12 protein-coding genes and 2 pseudogenes are annotated in these 15903 nt (G+C 41.5%); 5 read left to right on the top strand and 9 right to left on the bottom strand.

Features of this window, described 5'->3' with window-relative positions:
* The first annotated feature begins 9 nt into the window (after positions 1 to 9).
* Both C4S61_RS00070 and C4S61_RS00065 read left to right on the top strand, forming a co-directional pair.
* On the top strand, positions 10 to 204 hold the full coding sequence (locus C4S61_RS00070; protein ID WP_103922765.1) for a DUF1059 domain-containing protein: 195 nt from the start codon (positions 10 to 12) through the stop codon (positions 202 to 204).
* 168 nt (positions 205 to 372) lie between these two features.
* Positions 373 to 1890: a M20/M25/M40 family metallo-hydrolase gene (locus tag C4S61_RS00065; protein ID WP_103923133.1), complete on the top strand. Its 1518-nt coding sequence runs from the start codon at positions 373 to 375 to the stop codon at positions 1888 to 1890.
* An 89-nt stretch (positions 1891 to 1979) separates the two neighbouring features.
* Here the strand turns inward: C4S61_RS00065 and C4S61_RS00060 are convergent, their stop codons facing one another.
* Entirely contained in the window at positions 1980 to 2699 is a 720-nt protein-coding gene (locus C4S61_RS00060; RefSeq protein ID WP_160111179.1) for a DUF502 domain-containing protein, read from the bottom strand.
* A gap of 206 nt (positions 2700 to 2905) precedes the next feature.
* A complete protein-coding gene (locus C4S61_RS00055; RefSeq protein WP_103922763.1) occupies positions 2906 to 5182 on the bottom strand; it encodes a helix-turn-helix domain-containing protein in 2277 nt (758 codons plus the stop codon).
* Between the two features lie 50 nt (positions 5183 to 5232).
* Between C4S61_RS00055 and C4S61_RS00050 the strand changes: the two are divergent.
* From C4S61_RS00050 to C4S61_RS00040, 3 genes and pseudogenes are all read left to right on the top strand, one after another.
* Positions 5233 to 5645 (top strand): annotated as a pseudogene (locus C4S61_RS00050) (FMN-binding negative transcriptional regulator).
* A gap of 144 nt (positions 5646 to 5789) precedes the next feature.
* Positions 5790 to 6587: an endonuclease/exonuclease/phosphatase family protein gene (locus C4S61_RS00045; RefSeq protein WP_103922762.1), complete on the top strand. Its 798-nt coding sequence runs from the start codon at positions 5790 to 5792 to the stop codon at positions 6585 to 6587.
* Entirely contained in the window at positions 6584 to 7429 is an 846-nt protein-coding gene (locus C4S61_RS00040) for a 3-keto-disaccharide hydrolase (protein WP_103922761.1), read from the top strand. The genes C4S61_RS00045 and C4S61_RS00040 overlap by 4 nt, the downstream gene beginning before the upstream one ends.
* A 30-nt stretch (positions 7430 to 7459) precedes the next feature.
* On the opposite strand, the gene C4S61_RS00035 is transcribed toward C4S61_RS00040, so the two are convergent.
* From C4S61_RS00035 to C4S61_RS00005, 7 genes and pseudogenes are all read right to left on the bottom strand, one after another.
* Entirely contained in the window at positions 7460 to 8866 is a 1407-nt protein-coding gene (locus tag C4S61_RS00035; protein ID WP_103922760.1) for a Gfo/Idh/MocA family protein, read from the bottom strand.
* 162 nt (positions 8867 to 9028) lie between these two features.
* Positions 9029 to 9229 carry a YgaP family membrane protein gene (locus C4S61_RS00030; RefSeq protein ID WP_103922759.1) on the bottom strand — a complete coding sequence of 67 codons (201 nt, stop codon included), beginning with the start codon at positions 9227 to 9229 and terminating at the stop codon, positions 9029 to 9031.
* Between the two features lie 344 nt (positions 9230 to 9573).
* Complete coding sequence (locus tag C4S61_RS00025) at positions 9574 to 9780, bottom strand: hypothetical protein (RefSeq protein WP_103922758.1); 207 nt, start codon at positions 9778 to 9780, stop codon at positions 9574 to 9576.
* On the bottom strand, positions 9770 to 10249 hold the full coding sequence (locus tag C4S61_RS00020) for a zeta toxin family protein (protein WP_262494998.1): 480 nt from the start codon (positions 10247 to 10249) through the stop codon (positions 9770 to 9772). Before C4S61_RS00020 ends, C4S61_RS00025 begins: the two co-directional genes overlap by 11 nt.
* 668 nt (positions 10250 to 10917) lie before the next feature.
* Positions 10918 to 13086 carry a KAP family P-loop NTPase fold protein gene (locus C4S61_RS00015; RefSeq protein WP_160111178.1) on the bottom strand — a complete coding sequence of 723 codons (2169 nt, stop codon included), beginning with the start codon at positions 13084 to 13086 and terminating at the stop codon, positions 10918 to 10920.
* Positions 13087 to 13102: 16 nt separating this feature from the next.
* The gene (locus C4S61_RS00010; protein ID WP_103922756.1) at positions 13103 to 15493 is read right to left on the bottom strand and encodes a S8 family peptidase; all 2391 of its coding nucleotides are present in this window, start codon (positions 15491 to 15493) and stop codon (positions 13103 to 13105) included.
* A 165-nt stretch (positions 15494 to 15658) separates the two neighbouring features.
* Positions 15659 to 15903, bottom strand: a pseudogene (locus C4S61_RS00005) (IS4 family transposase); the annotation flags it as partial.

Here is a 15903-nt window from a genome sequence, read left to right as displayed (position 1 = left end):
CTAACCAAAATGGAAAAACTAATTCGTTGCCGAGATGTAGGCTTTGATTGCGAGGGTGTAATCAAAGCTAAAACTGAAACAGAAGTATTGAACCTAGCTTCAGAACATGCCAAAATCGTACATGGATTACAAGAAATCACTCCGGAGATAATAACGAAAATTAAATCAGTGATTGTTGATTTGCCAGAAGGCAAAACTTCTTAGAAGGAATTCATTTTCAAATTGTTTGACATGAAGAACCCTAGAATAAAGCCGGGATTGGGAAGTCTTAATTGATTCAATGTCCCGACTTATTTCTTTCTTTTTTCTTTTAGGCAAAACGCATTGGACCTCGTCACACTTTTGCCTATTTTTCTGGAAATCCACCCAACCATGCGAATTACTTTCCTTGCAATTTCACTCCTTTTTTGCACAGCTCTCCAAGCTCAATCGCTAAATCAATCCGAGCTTGAAGCGCTCACAGAAAAGCAATGGCAGCCCGCGTTGAACTTGCTGAATGAGATCGTCGCCATGCCCAATGATGCGGTTTTCCCGGAGCAAATCGAGGTTAATATTGAATGGTGCGAAAATGCATTTAAAGAAAGAGGTTGGACGCAAGAGCGCTTGGAGACAGGTGGGATTCCTTTGCTTTTGGTGGAAAAGAAGCAACCGAATGCAAAGAAAACGGCACTTTTCTACTTTCATGTGGACGGCCAAGCCGTAGATCGAAGCCGATGGTTTCAGCCGGATCCTTATGTTCCTGTCCTGAAAGAACAAAAAGCTGACGGCACTTGGGAAATCATTCCCATGGATCGACTCAAACATGAGTACAATGCCGATTGGAGAATCTTTGCCCGGTCCAGTTCGGATGATAAGGGTCCTTTGGCCATGTTTATCAGTGCTTGGGACGCTTTGGAGGAGGCTGGAATTTCTCCTGATTATTCAATAAAGATCATCCTGGATTTTGAGGAGGAACAGGGTTCGCCAAGACTTCCTGCTGCCGTGATTCAGTACAAGGACAAACTCGACGCCGACCTGATGCTCATCATGGATGGCCCACGCCACACCAGTAATGAACCCACGCTGAGCTATGGCGCAAGGGGAATTTCTGAATTGTTTTTGACGACTTACGGCCCTAAACTTCCGCAACACAGCGGGCATTATGGCAACTACGCACCTAATCCGGCACTGCTCCTTGCTCAGCTTTTGGCAAGTATGAAAGATGAAAATGGCAGGGTGGTGATCCCGGGATTTTATGACGGAATCACACTCAGTGAGTCAGAAAAGGCCATTCTTGCGGCAGTTCCAGATGATGAAGTTGCCATCAAAAGGCGCCTGGGAATCTCCCGAACAGATCAAGTTGGACAAAGCTATCAGGAAAGCATTCAATATCCGTCTCTAAACATCCGCGGAATGCGCTCGGCTTGGGTTGGGCAGGAGGCAAGAACAATCGTCCCGGAAATTGCAGTAGCAGAACTCGACATGCGACTGGTGCCGGAATCTGACCCTAATCGTCTTTTTGGCCTAATTGAAAATCACATTAGAGACCTAGGTTTTCACATTGTAGAAGCTGATCCTACAGACGAAGAGCGAATGAAGTATCCCAAAATCGTGAAGGTGAAAAAATCAATTTCTTACCAAGCCTTCAGAACTTCCATGGATTCAGAAGCTGGAGCTTGGCTGAGAGAAAGCATGGATCGAGCTTTCGGCAAAGCCCCAGTTCAAATCCGGATTTCCGGCGGATCCATTCCCATTTCACCATTTGTAGACGCTTTGGGTATTCCGGCTGTTACTATTCCGACAGTCAATGCCGATAACAATCAGCACAGCCCCAATGAAAACCTAAGATTAGGAAATTACAAAGAGGGAATCTTGACCATCATGAGTGTCTTGACCCAACCCATGTATTGATGTTGCACCGGCAGCCGATTAAAACGGCTTCCATGGCTCAAATCAAGGGTTTCTAGGATCTCTAAAGTTTCATACACTTTAGTCAGAATTTATTCAACTTCGGGATTGGTATCATTTGCAATCGGAAATTTCTTCACCTCATCCAGCTCTTCGACTTCTTCTGTTTTAACTCTCGCTGAAAACAAAACTGAAGAACCTGTCCCCAAACCCATAATTGTGCGCATGGCTTTTTCAGACTCAATGTCCAAAAACCGTATCTGCCTGACGGGCACATGGTAAATATTACCGTTCATTGGATTTGGTGCAGTGGGAACAAAAACGGTGTAAATTCCGTCACAGGCTTTCTCCGTTATAAATCCGGTAAGCAAGACACCGGTATTGTAAGCATCAACCAGCACTACCTGACTGAACGGCATTTTTTTAAGTCCTGTAAATTGCGCAATGGTCTCCTGAAGTGTAGAGTATAAAGGTATACGCAACAAGTATCTATCTTCAAAACTTTTAAAGGTTTTGAAACTTCTGGCACTTCTTATTGCCAAGCCTATCATAAAAATCAAAACTATGAGTATCAGCAATGCCAGGATATTGATCAAAAAATTATGCTCATCCGCATTTTTATCCAATAGAGAGCTGATCGGAGAAACCAGATTAAATACAAACTTAAATATTAAGGATAACAAAAATAAAATAATGATCATCGGCAAAACCAAAATCAGTCCATTGAGTAAAGTCTCGATGAAGAATGCTTTCGACCAAAATTTACTTAAGGGAATTTGTCTATCTGTTGGTAATGGAGGAGATTTTTTCATTTGTTTCAAGTGAAGATTTTGGAATTTTAAAAACTTGAGGCACAGTCCAGGGAAGGATAAAAATGAAGATAAAAGCATGCCAGAATGGAGAATCCAAAAAAAATCAAAAGAAGAACTCAGTGCTTTGACTTACCGGTAAATATGGGCTCCTATTGGGAATTTATTTTCCCTTTAAGGAGTTTGACACAGGCATAAAATGGGATTTTCTATTCCAATTCTCGGTTATTATTTTCCAAATTTAATACCAACCGAAGTGTCCCGAAGTCATATTTTCCTTCAAAATAGTCGAAATAGGGTCTTAGTGAGTCATATTTCCCGGCGACTGATTGAATTTCCCTGATGTCCTTTTCTGCTACCAATTGTTCCAATTTCAGCACTCCGGACTTCACACCGAAGGACAGGTGTCCCATGATCGTACCCAGCACAAAGCCGCGTTCCTCAGCTATTTCCTGAGGAGTTTTTCCGGACAAAAACATCGCAAGACTTACCGCCTTGGAATCTTCCTTCTTCGCTTTGGGGTTTTTTGGTATTTTCTCTTTTGCCTTTTTTCGTCCTGTTTTAGTGCTTGATTTGGCTTTTTCTGGCAAGCTTCTTCGGACAGTATCCACAATTGATTTTCGAAGTGAAGCTGCTTGCTGTTCGATCTCAGGCATTCTTCCGGTGACTTCTCCTTTGAGAATCGATTGGATCAGCCGCCCGCTTTTGGCTATCCCCAGGTACTTTCGGATCATCTCCAACTCAAGCTCTTCCAGCCCGTTTTGATAGGATTTTATTCTGGAAAAATCCTCCACTTTGATCTCATGAAGAATCATTTTTTCCAAAACTCCGGTTAAAAAATCAAGGTAATAGGCTGATCCTTTTTCGACACGCTGCAAAAGTTTTTCGTGTTCGCCCTGCTGAAGTAAAATCATGAGCTGCGTTCGGAATTTTCGGGTATTTTCCCCTTCCGAAGCCAAGGCTTCAAAGATGACAGGCAAGTCTTTTCTCAATGTCTCGTCTTCAAACTCAAGACTGCTTTCCTGATCTTTATCAAACTGACTGATTGATTTGGTCAAACTTTCAAACTCAAAAGTATCCTGAATTAACTGGCTCAAATACTGACTTTGATGAGCTGAGAGCAAGTCTGTCAGATTTTGTTGAAGACCCGTTCCCAGCGTGAAATCCACCACTTTGGGATCGGAGTAGATCACATCAGGTTGCACCCGAGTACGCAAGACCAGTCCTTCCAAACTCCTTAACCGGCTCAATGCTACATAGACCTGTCCGGGCGCAAAGGCCTGTCCCACGTCGATAATGGCCCGATCAAAGGTCAGTCCCTGACTTTTGTGCACGGTCACTGCCCAGGCAAGTTTGATCGGATATTGGGCAAAAGTCCCAATCACTTCCTCCTCCAGTTCTTTGGTATCCGGGTTGATTCTGTACTTTTTGTTTTCCCAAAGTTCCTTTTTCAGGATGAATTCTTGATGGGAGTCATCCATTTCTACCCTGATCTCCTCCTCCTCGAGACTGATTACGGTTGCTAATTTCCCATTGAAGTAGGAGGATAATCCAGAGGTGTCATTTTTGATAAACATCACACGTGCACCTACTTTCAGTTCGATGGATTGAGGAAGTGGAAATAGATTTTCCGGAAAATCCCGCTCCACGTCCGCTTCGTAGAAAAAAGAGGGCGTTTGCAAACTTCGAAGTTCACGGAGATTAAGCTCATCTGCCTTGTAATTATGTGTAGTCAGGGTTATGCAGGGAGGCAAGTCACTGATTTGATCTGATGTTCTAAAATGCTGATTGAGGATCTTGACATCATCTGCAGTAGCACAATTATCCCGGAGGTGATTCAAAATCCGGATAAACACGTCGTCTTGCTGCCTGAAAATCTTGTCCAATTCCAGATAGACCATTCCTGAATTTTGAAGCGCTTTAGCTTCAAAGAAGTGCATCGACTTATAAAATCGACTCAGCACTGTCCACTCCTGATCTTTGACTATCGGCGGCAACTGATAGAGGTCGCCTATCAACAGGATCTGCACTCCACCAAAGGGAACATTATAATTTCGCTTGACACTCCGCATCCGATAGTCTATGGCATCCAAAATATCGGCCCGAAGCATACTGACTTCATCGATTACCAGCAGGTCAATCGCCTTGAGTACATTTCGTCGAAACTGATTCAAGGGATGCCTTCTTGCGAGGGTCTGCTGCGTATAGAATCCATTGTGATCCGTAAAGTTACCCTCCGCCTCCCGAGTAGGAAGAAAAGAGCCGAATGGCAGCAAAAACTGAGAATGGATCGTGACACCTTTGGCATTGAGCGCCGCGATACCAGTAGGAGCCACAATAACAAATCGCTTGTGAGTCAGGTGACTTAGGTCTCTCAAAAAGGTTGTTTTGCCTGTACCTGCTTTCCCTGTTAAAAAAATCGGAGCCCCAGTATTGTTGACAAACTTTGCCGCCAGTTGAAGTCTGTCGGTGGATTGATTTTCCATTTAACTAAAGTAGATTTTTTCCTTAAAAATACCCACTTTTTTGGCAAAAAATGGAGGAGGTATTGGTCAATTTTCAGGGACCTTATGCCTACATTTCTTCTTCCTGGTACAATCATGAGAATGTACCCACTTGGAATTATTTGGCCGTTCATGTCTATGGGAAGATAAGAATCATAGAAGGCGAGGAATGATGGACCACTTAAAAAATCTTGTGGAAGGCTATGAACGAGTCAGACCGAATCGAGTACGGGTAGAGAGAATGTCCACTCCCTATCTGGAAAGTCAGATCCGAGCGCTCGTTGGATTTGAAATAAGAATCACTGAAGCACATGCAAGCGCAAAACTCTCACAGAATCGTGATGATGAAAACTACCGCGCTATCATCCAAAAACTGGAGGAAAGTTCACGTCCAATAGAGCAGGCCCTTGCGGAAGAGATGAAAAAAAGAAGAAAAACTGAATAAGCTTGAGTAGATGCTCAAATCCTTTCTGAAATAAAGTTCCACTTTCAACTTTAATTCAGCAAAAGGATAATTATTTTGATAAAATTCTTTCTCCCTTCATCAAATTCGGATACTGATGTAAAATACAATTTTATACATTTGAGAATGAAGCAATTTTTCTTCGCTTGGATTGCCTGTTGTCTCTTGGCATTTCCTCTTTCTGCACAGGAAATAAAAATTTTAACTTTCAATATCCTTCACGGTGAACGTGCTGATAAGCCAGCGACACCAAACTTGGCCGATTTGGCCAACCTTCTTATTCAGGTACAACCCGAAGTAATTGGACTTCAGGAGGTGGACAGCATGACGGTAAGATCCGATACCTTGTATAGCGGACACCTTGATTTCATGAAAAAACTTGCAAGAGAAACTGGATACAAAGGGTATTTTGGAAAAGCCATGGAATACGACAGCGGAGGGTATGGAGAAGGAGTACTGGTCAAAAAAGGCTCAAACTATCATACCGTAAACCTCCCAAATCCCGCGGGTGGTGAGCCTCGGGCGATAGCTTGGGTCAAAGCCGAACTCAAGACACTGGAGGAATTTTACTTCGGCACCACTCATCTCTGTCATGAGTTTGAAGCGAATCGAATTGCTCAACTGGATTCATTACTTTCCTATGCAGCTACTCTAGATAAACCTGTGATATGGGTTGGTGATCTCAACTTTACGCCTGATTCGCCTGAATATCAACGGATCCCTAACCACTGGAAAGAAGCAGGTGCCGTCGCCGGGGATACGCTAAACACCTATGGAACTCCCGAAACCGGGGCCAGAATTGATTACATTTGGTATGACTCCCGCAAATTTGACTTAGTAGAATACAAAGTTTTATCCCATATCACCATTTCTGATCACTACCCGGTTTGGGCAGTGCTAAGGATTAAAAAACAGAATGAATGAAACGTATCACAGGCTTTAGATTCCTTGCCCTCGTAGGAATTATCTTTTTATGGAATTTCACCATTGCCGGCAAGCATACAAAATGGCAGGAGCTATTTAACGGAAAAGACATCAATGATTGGATTGTAAAAATCCGAACTCATCAAGTGGGAGAGAATTTTGCAAACACCTTTCGTGTTGAAGACGGAATGATGAAAGTCCGATACGATGGATACACGCAGTTTGACCAACAGTACGGTCATATTTTCTATAAAACCCCATTTTCCTACTACCTCCTACAAGTTGAATATCGATTTGTTGGGGAGCAATGTCCCGGAGGTGAAGGCTGGGCGCTGAGAAACAGCGGAGCGATGCTTCACTCCCAAGATCCCAAGACCATGCTGAAGGATCAAGATTTCCCGATCTCGATCGAAGCGCAGTTTCTTGGCGGCAACGGCAAAGACCCAAGGACCACATGCAATCTCTGTACTCCCGGTACCAATGTGGTCATGGCGGATACACTTTTCACCCCGCACTGCATCAATTCCAAGTCCGAAACCTATCATGGAGACCAATGGGTTCAGGCCAACTTCATTGTCATGGGCGATGAAGCCGTTCACCATTTAGTCGGAACAGACACAGTCTTAAGCTATTTCAAACCTCAGATCGGTGGTGGAAATGTGAGTCCTGTAGACCCATCCGTGAAAATTGACGGAAAACTGTTGAAGGAAGGCTATATTTCACTTCAAAGCGAAAGCCATCCGATAGATTTCAGAAGAGTGGCCGTGATTGACCTAACTAAGATCAAGGATAATCCGAAGAAACTGAGAAAAACAGTGAATCAGGCACTAGGTAAGAATTAAAAAAGGAGGCGAATTCGCCTCCTTTTTTGCTTAGACTCTTACTTTAGTAGTCCCTCCCCCCTCGAGGGTAATCGGAACTGGCGTATTGGTTTTCCAATGACCACCCGTGAAGTCAGGTACATCGATTGAGTTGGATCGGTTGGCTACTGACCACTCACTCAGGGGCGTGATGCAGCTCCAAAGTGCCGCATCATAGACATCCTGATCTAAGGGTAGGCCATTTCTCAGGCAATCGATCAATCTCCAGTCCATCATAAAGTCCATGCCTCCATGTCCTCCGATCTGCTTGGCCAGTTCTCCTACTTTCTTCACGATCTCAGGCGTATACTTGGTCTGGAGCTCTTTCATTTCATCCTCTTTCATCCAACTGTGCCCTTTTGACACTTTTTGATCAGGATACTTTTGCGCATAGCCTTCTGTCCCACTCACCACATGAAGACGTGAGTAAGGCCGAGGTGAAGTCACATCATGTTGGATCATGATGGTTTTACCCTTTTTTGTCTTGACTACTGTGGTATTCATATTTCCGCGATAGTTCTTTGTCGCATACGAATTCCAAAACGGATCTTCCTGTGCCAATTCTTGTGCCTTGGCTTTCATCTGAAAGTCATTGGAAGAAACCGAGGTCAGGAAATCCATTTGATCACCACGGTTCACATTCAGGATTTGACAGATTGGGCCCAGCCCATGTGTCGGATAAAGATTGCCGTTTCGGAAGTTTTCCTCCAATCGCCACATTCCCTGATAGCCCTTATCCTTATCAAAATTCAACCAAAGCAAGTCATGGATATAGGCTCCCTCCACATGCAAAACCTCGCCGAAAAATCCCTCCCGAGCCATTTTCAAGGTCATCATTTCAAAAAAATCGTAGCAGCAATTTTCCAGTTGCATGCAGTGCTTTTTGGTTCGCTCAGAAGTCTCCACCAATTGCCAGCATTCGTCCAGCGTCCTTGCCGCAGGTACTTCCACCGCAGCATGCTTTCCTGCTTCCATAGCAAAAACCGCCATCGGAACGTGCCATTCCCAAGGAGTTGCAATGTAAATAAGATCCAAATCAGGTCGCTCACACATTTTTTTCCAGGCATAAGCACTACCGGAATAGAGTTCAGGATTATGGGGAGTCCCTTCCAGGGATTTCTTTGCTTTCTCCGCTCTCTCAGGAAGCAAGTCACAAAGTGCTTTGATCTCAACTCCCTCGATTTTGCTTAATCGATCTACTGCGCCGGGTCCTCTTTGACCCAATCCAACAATGCCTATCCGAACGGTTTCAATTTTTGGAGCTGCAAAACCACTCATATTAAAAGTCTGCACTCTGGATGCACCATATTTTGCCTCATGCGGTAAGTTTTGAAACTCTTCCGCGAGGACACTTCCTGCACCAAAAAGGCCTAAACCAGCCAATCCGGTTGATTTCAAAAATTCTCTTCTTCGGTTCATAGTAATTCCTTCATTTTTTGGGTTTGCAAAAGCTATTTAACAAAAAAATGAAAGAAGTCCGTACCGAAAAACAGAAAGTACAAAAAAACCGACAGCATAGGCCACCGGTCTTTCCCCTAAATTGAAAGCACTATCAATTGTCTAACAAGAATTTAAAGCCTTTTAGACCTTACAAGTCTTAAGTCCGAAGACTGCATACAGTGGGCAAAAACTCACCATACTTGTCAACGTAAATACCGCTGCGAGTACTAGGCCAATAATACCCAATGTTCCGGTGATGGTTCCTGTAAAATACAATAGAACCAGCGCAGCAGCTAAAATCAGCCTGATGATTTTATCAGTAGTTCCCAAGTTCTTTTTCATGATTTCTCCAGTTTTGTCAAATCCCTCAAATGAGATTCTATACCGAAGCTACCCCATCCTGTCAAACTTGGAAATGACAAAAGTCACAGATGGAGGTGATTTTGGAGTCAAAATGATTCCACTATTGTAGAGCAATTAATTCTTAAACAATGAAATTTAACTTAGAAAAAACAATCGACTAATATTTTAATCTATTGTAATGCTAAAAAAACCCGGACAAGACTTCCTGCCCGGGTTTAAAGTATTCAGGTTTTATAGACTTACTTCACCGACTGAAGCAACCTTTCCTCCAGCTTGGCCTCATCCACGGTCAGTTGACTGATGGATACCAGGATGGTTCCGGTTTAGGAATTGGGAAGAGTGCCGGCGCTTCGTTTATAACTTGTGGTAGGTAATATTTCATTGGCATCAACTTCTACAATTTTACCGTTTCTTACCACAATCATAGGGCTTTTCTTTGATTTCTTAAATATGACAAGCTTTCTATAAGTCTCTTCAAGTCCTTTGACTATTCTGTCCCGTTCTTCTTTTAACTGCTCTTTAGTTCCCATAATATTTTTCTTTAAGTTCCTTCCACTGTTGCGAATTGTTCACATTAATTTCATCTGCTGTGCCTTCTGCGATAATTTCATATGTATCCCCCGAATTGTTTACAAAAAGCCAATTGTCCACTTTCGGTAGAAAAAGATTGAAAAAATTCTTCAGTCCATGCTTATACCTCCTTCTAATAACGTCTTCAGGAATGTTATGACCGCCTTCCTTTACCCTTGTTTCAACCCTTGAAATCGCTAACTCTACAGAATTAAGCCAGAAAAACAAGCAGGTAACCTGGTAGTTTTCGGCTTTTGCTTTTTCAATGAAGTTCACATAACTCTTTGTAGAAAGTGTAGTCTCAAACGCGAAGTTTTCTCCTGATTCAAGTAGTAATTTTATTCTTCTCAACATCAATCTACCTGCTTCAATGCCTGCTTTCTCCGGGCGAAAGGGAGAAAGGCCTTTCGCTATCTCGTCAGCATTCACAAATTCCTTACAGTCAAGAATCTCAGGTAAAATTGTGTAGGATGCAGTTGTTTTACCCGCTCAGTTACACCCTGAAATAATGTACAACTTTTTCATTTACGCAAAAAAACCGGATACTCTGGTTGATACGCTTCTAAATTGACTTCATTTTCGTTAAACTGTCCCCCCTTTTGGGAGTAGTTAAATTATCGTTTGGACTGGGTGGGATTTTCCTTCCCTGCATTCCGGCCAAAGGCTAAAATCTTTTTAAAAAAGATTTCCTTACGCCTTGTCCTACCCTTATATCCTTACCAATTTGCAATTGGCCTCTTATCCTACCCCGCATGCTGCCAACAATAACTACTTTCGGCCGATGCTTTTCGGGAGCACGGGGGACCGGCCTTGGTCTACCTCACCCCACCCCTCTCGTAGAGGAGAGGGAGCTTGAGCAGTGCTCCAGTTGAAAATTCTAATCCGGTTAGGACTGCTCTCTAATTTAGAATTAGTTTGTTGAGGTGAATTGAAAACTGTTTTACATACATTTACTTTCAAGTCTTTAGTAGTCACAAGAAAGTGAATTTCAGATTCAGAAAAATACACAGTACTGGGTATTTTTTGGGGTAAAAGAGAAAAAATTAAGCTGGAGGGGAGATTTTTTGGGAATTGAATCCGCTAAAATCAATGAACAACTATGAATCAGTATTTATATCATCTTGAATTACCTCGCCAATTGCCTTTTTCAAATGAACTCTTTGAAACCATCCCACGAGTTGCTCATCAGAAAGCTCGTCCCGATCAGAGGTCGGTTCGAAATCAGATTGATCACCAAACAGTTCGAGCGACATGGAATAGAAAAAGTTTATATCCACTACTTTTTCCAATAATCTATAAAAGGTCTCACTAAAATTTGACTTGTATGTCTTACCCCCATGTTTCCCTCCAGAATACGAATGAGTAGTTTGACTAAAGGCATATAGGAGTTTCAGAAAGTTATTGTTGTCCTCTTCTAGCCACAGTTTCATTTCTTCCTTTATTCTATCCCTTTCTATCCTACTTCCGATCTCGAGTAGATATCTGAAATAAGAATCTTCAATTTCTTCATACAGCTGATCCAATGTAAATTTGGCTTTACATCTTTGATAAAGTCTTTCTGAAACCTTGCTGAAAGCTTCTTCTGAAAGTACATTTGGCCTTGATCCTCCATCACTCTTTGGGTGAAGTACTCTCCAGATCTCAAACGCAAAATTTAGTGGTTCAGCACAATCAACCAATTTCACAGCAAATTCTCCCCAGTTTTCAATGGGTTGATCTTCAACACATTTTTGGATAAAATATGCTACCTGTTGAAATGGAGCTAACATTTTTGAACCGGAGGAATCCTTTACTGGAAAAATTAATGCCACCAAAGCAAGGTTTAGTGCCACGTATTCCTTTTGACTTGTTGAAAAAGAGTTTTCCAAAAACTGAATTTTCAACGCAAATTCAGATTCATTCAAGTCAGAAAAAAGGGATTGTAATTCTTCCTTGTTATCCAAATAGTCTTTGGAACCTAATCTTTCAATTATGTCATCAAAAACCACATCTGGTAATTCTCCTATTAATACTACAAGGGTAAAGTACCTTTCAAAATACCTTGCCGAACAAATCCGCTTTTGTGAATACCATCCATTCAAACTATCATCACCAACCGAGTATAAACCGAAAACAGATTTAAGCTGAGGAAATAACTCGGTTAGAAAATCAATAAATTGACTTTGAGTTTGATCAGAATACAGCTTGAGATGATTCTTAATCCGCAATCTTGCATCTTCTTTTTTCTGGGGTCCATCTTTTTCCTGAAACCCAAATGATCTATATGAACTCGTAAAAAGTGATGGATTTTTCTTTATAAACTCATAAGTCTGAGGAAATGTAACCTTCACCCCTTCAATGAACAAAAGATCAACCAAATTAACCTCACCCTTTAGTAGTGGAATCGAAAATGAAATAGAATTTGAAATACGTACTGCAACTCTAGGAGTCAGAATGAATTTTAGAAAAAATTGATCAAATAATCTTATAAATCTATCTTTCTCAGAATCGACCAATTTAATATTGTGTATTTCAAACTGTTTTAAAATCAAAGTTAGAGTGTAATCACGAACTGCAGATATTTGGGCTTTAGGTAGTCCAAGAGGTAATTGAATAATTTTTTCCAGATAATCATAACCCCCTTTTGAATAGGATCTATCCAAAGCGGATGCAACCAACTCATCGTCAAAAGATAACAAGTAAACTGTATTGTTGAAATTAGCCACTAGTTTAATCAGACGAAATACGACCTCTATCTCTGAAATACTCAATCTATCAATATCATCCATTACTACAACTACACGCTTGCCAGCTTTTTCCAAGGAATTATTGATTCTGCTTTTGTATTCATCGAGTGAAACATTGGAAAGCTTTTTACCAAAAAATTCCATTACCCCCTTCCCTCCTGAAAATCCTGCTAAAGCACCAACCGAAGAAATAGCGTCAGCATAGTCCAGAAGCTTTTTACCAATTTTTTCCTTTTTCTTATCTAATGAAACATTTATCCCTGTTGCCAAAACACCAAAAAATGACATCAATAATTGTTTTTCATCTGAAAAGAGCCACGGATTAAAATCAATGATGACTATATCGGAATCTTTGTCTAGCTCCTCCTTCATAAAATTCAGCACGGAGGATTTACCTTCTCCCCATTTGCCATAAATTCCTACAACAAAGGATTCCTTATTTGAATGACCTTGAATAACTGCTGCTATTCGATTTGCAAAGGGATATCTCTGAAAATAGTCGTCTTCTCTTTTCGAAATTGGTTGATCGGTATTTACCATAATTGAAGTAGAATTTTTAAGCCCTAACCTGAGTTCGAATAGCTTCCCTAATCTCCTCATAGATATCAACCTCAACAGTGTCGGGGATTTCCAAAGTGACTGCTAGTCCGTATTTGATTCGTTTCCAAAACTTTAATTCCGAATCAGAGGCATCTTTTCGACAGTTTACCTTTACGATCAAAAATCCACCTTCGATAAAAGCGTCAGCTCTATTCCCTTCATAAACCTGATGCTGTAAAGTACCTCGGCTTGTTTTTCTGAAATCATACATTCCATCTTCCAAGGTTAAATCTTCATTGTTCCTAAAATTGGAAAGGTAGAGATGAGCAATCCGGTATTTGTTTGACCAAACATTGCAGGGTGAAAACCAGGCCAAAGTCGTCACGAGTGTTTTCTGTACAACCTGTGAAGAAATGGAAGTCGGTAAAGGGAATTTGAAAATGTGGGCACTTTCCTGTTCGTGCCAAGTGAGCTCCCCGATTCCTATAAGCGTTACCCTGTGTGCAGTACAATAGAGCACGCGAGGAGCATTAACTTCTCCATAACCAGTATAAGCTGCTGTTCTAGCTTTTACCTGATTATTCTCCACCGATGGAAATTCACGAATCAAATCCCGAAAGAGGCTGTAGTTCTCTCCCAAATTTGCACCATGAGCAATCAATGCCTTGACCAGCACCGGAAAATAGGACTCAGCTATTTGCTGACTTGGACCGGATTCTTGGTTTAGCTGTAGCAAAACTTCCATGAGATTTCCGGCTAAATGGGTTGTCTGGGCTGCTGAAAAAGTCGTCCCGAATTGATAGGAAACATGGTTTGTCTGACCTTCCGGACCTGCTGATGCAACACGTATTCCAGGAGGATTCGTAAATCCACCTTGTTCAAAATTGAGATTCACATGATCTGTGCCCCGATCAGCTGGTGCTCTTCTCAATAATGCTCTCCCCCCTGGCATCAGAATATCCGGTTTTACAGAACCATTCATTCCCCAGCCAAACCTGGAATAAGGAGCCAAATATCCATGATCAGCGCTAACATTAATTCTAGCGAAAAACATGGGGTTACTTGGATCAATTTCAGCCATGTCCTTGTTTAATGCTCCTACTGTAAGTGAGTTTATTGATTCAGCAGGTGAAAGAATTTTCCGATTGAAATCCTGTCTCAGCATTTGATCTAAAAAAGACTTTTTACCCTCTTCTGAAATTGGATTTCTAAATTCAGCTGGGTCTATTGTGAACTTAATCGGACTAACAAAATTACCTGCACTTACTATAAAGAGTAGGTTATATTCATATGCAGCCCAATCTAAGAACTTTGCCCATGAGCTCATTTCCTTTCTAAATGGGCGAAACCTATCCCCTAGAGAACTATTTACTACCTTGACTCTTGGTGCTACTGGAGCCTCTTGATGGTTACCTTTTACCATTCGGACAAATGCACTATGGAGCAAATCGATGAGCAATCGATCTTGAGGAAATTCTTCTCCATCAAATCCATTGTAATGCATCACAGGCCTTGCATAGATGGGTCGAACGAGAGATTGTCTTTCCCCATTTAAATCTCCATGACAAATGGTAGATGCCACGCCAGTGCCATGTATTCTAGAACCGGCAACATATTTAGAAGCAAATCCATCGGGATCATCAACGACTAGCCGTCCTTGCAGCAGTTCATGATTTTCTAATGGCAAACCATCAAAAACCGCCACGAAGGGATCTCCAAATGGCTCTTCTGCTTGAAATTCACTTTCAAGTTCGACTGTTTCATTAGATTCTGCGGAAACACTAGACTGTCCTGGTGGCCTGAAATACAAAACATGTGATGCTCTTAAAAATCTTACATTGGTTTGATTGGTGATATTTTCAAATGCAGAGACAGGAGCATCAGCCAAACATGCAAAATACTGAATGCTTGCCAATTCCAACCGAGAACCATGAATGACATTTCCCCCAACTTCTTTAATTAATCTATGGAATTCATCAAAAGCTCTGTCTCTTCTTTCCCGGCTTTCCGGATAGGTGAATTCTACTTCAAATCGGACAATATCCTGCCCCATTTCCCTTATTTCCTCTAGGTATGAAGACAATCCTGTATCCAGTAATCTATCTTCAACAGTATAATGTCTGACCTTATTCAACTTTTTGAATAAATCCTTGAATTTGGCTAATCCAGTGTCAAAGGGAGCATCTCTGTCTTTATCGAATATATTCCAAAGCCTTATTATTTCATCAATGGATTTTTTGTTTACCATAGACGCAATGACTCGTCCGGGATAAGGTTTGTGGTCACCTTTATAAAAATCTTCATCCGGCTCAAATTCTTCTAATTGTTCCTTTAAAAAGAACATGCCGGGCACTTCTTTGATGGCCTTGTAAAATTCATCTATTGAGTCGGCAATCTCAAAAACCACAATATACTCCGTAAAAAATCCGTCTGGCTTGAGCGAAAGGCTTACTGCTTCTCTTTCAAAAGTATCTTTTAAAGTTACTGTCGTCCGACTAATTCCACAAAGTACAGAAAAAGTGCTTCAGATTAATTTTGGAGGGCTTTTTTTATTCTTTTCAAAAAGTACCCCCTATCCAGAGAAGAACAATTCTGTTTGTACATTTTTAAGATCCTTTTGAAATATACTTTTAAAATAGGCCTCTGTGTGAAGCAGAAACTTTTCAAGGCTGACATAAGAGCATAGATTTTTCGCCGCCACCATCACCATGGTGGAAAAGTCCTCGGCTTCCTTAACCCGTTTATGAAGCACCGTGAACAGCAGATTTAGGATCAGGGCCACCCATATCTGGATTTTGATTCCGTTTTCACTGTCCG

It is taken from the genome of Algoriphagus boritolerans DSM 17298 = JCM 18970, from assembly GCF_900108085.1.
Taxonomy (GTDB): domain Bacteria; phylum Bacteroidota; class Bacteroidia; order Cytophagales; family Cyclobacteriaceae; genus Algoriphagus; species Algoriphagus boritolerans.
This window is presented reverse-complemented; position numbering and strand designations above follow the sequence as displayed.

What these genes read in the sequence shown, in the direction of transcription:
- C4S61_RS00070 (WP_103922765.1), top strand. Translation starts at nt 10, where the DNA reads ATGGAAAAACTAATTCGTTGCCGAGATGTAGGCTTTGATTGCGAGGGT.
- C4S61_RS00065 (WP_103923133.1), top strand. Translation starts at nt 373, where the DNA reads ATGCGAATTACTTTCCTTGCAATTTCACTCCTTTTTTGCACAGCTCTC.
- C4S61_RS00060 (WP_160111179.1), bottom strand. Translation starts at nt 2,699, where the DNA reads ATGAAAAAATCTCCTCCATTACCAACAGATAGACAAATTCCCTTAAGT.
- C4S61_RS00055 (WP_103922763.1), bottom strand. Translation starts at nt 5,182, where the DNA reads ATGGAAAATCAATCCACCGACAGACTTCAACTGGCGGCAAAGTTTGTC.
- C4S61_RS00045 (WP_103922762.1), top strand. Translation starts at nt 5,790, where the DNA reads ATGAAGCAATTTTTCTTCGCTTGGATTGCCTGTTGTCTCTTGGCATTT.
- C4S61_RS00040 (WP_103922761.1), top strand. Translation starts at nt 6,584, where the DNA reads ATGAAACGTATCACAGGCTTTAGATTCCTTGCCCTCGTAGGAATTATC.
- C4S61_RS00035 (WP_103922760.1), bottom strand. Translation starts at nt 8,866, where the DNA reads ATGAACCGAAGAAGAGAATTTTTGAAATCAACCGGATTGGCTGGTTTA.
- C4S61_RS00030 (WP_103922759.1), bottom strand. Translation starts at nt 9,229, where the DNA reads ATGAAAAAGAACTTGGGAACTACTGATAAAATCATCAGGCTGATTTTA.
- C4S61_RS00025 (WP_103922758.1), bottom strand. Translation starts at nt 9,780, where the DNA reads ATGGGAACTAAAGAGCAGTTAAAAGAAGAACGGGACAGAATAGTCAAA.
- C4S61_RS00015 (WP_160111178.1), bottom strand. Translation starts at nt 13,086, where the DNA reads ATGGTAAATACCGATCAACCAATTTCGAAAAGAGAAGACGACTATTTT.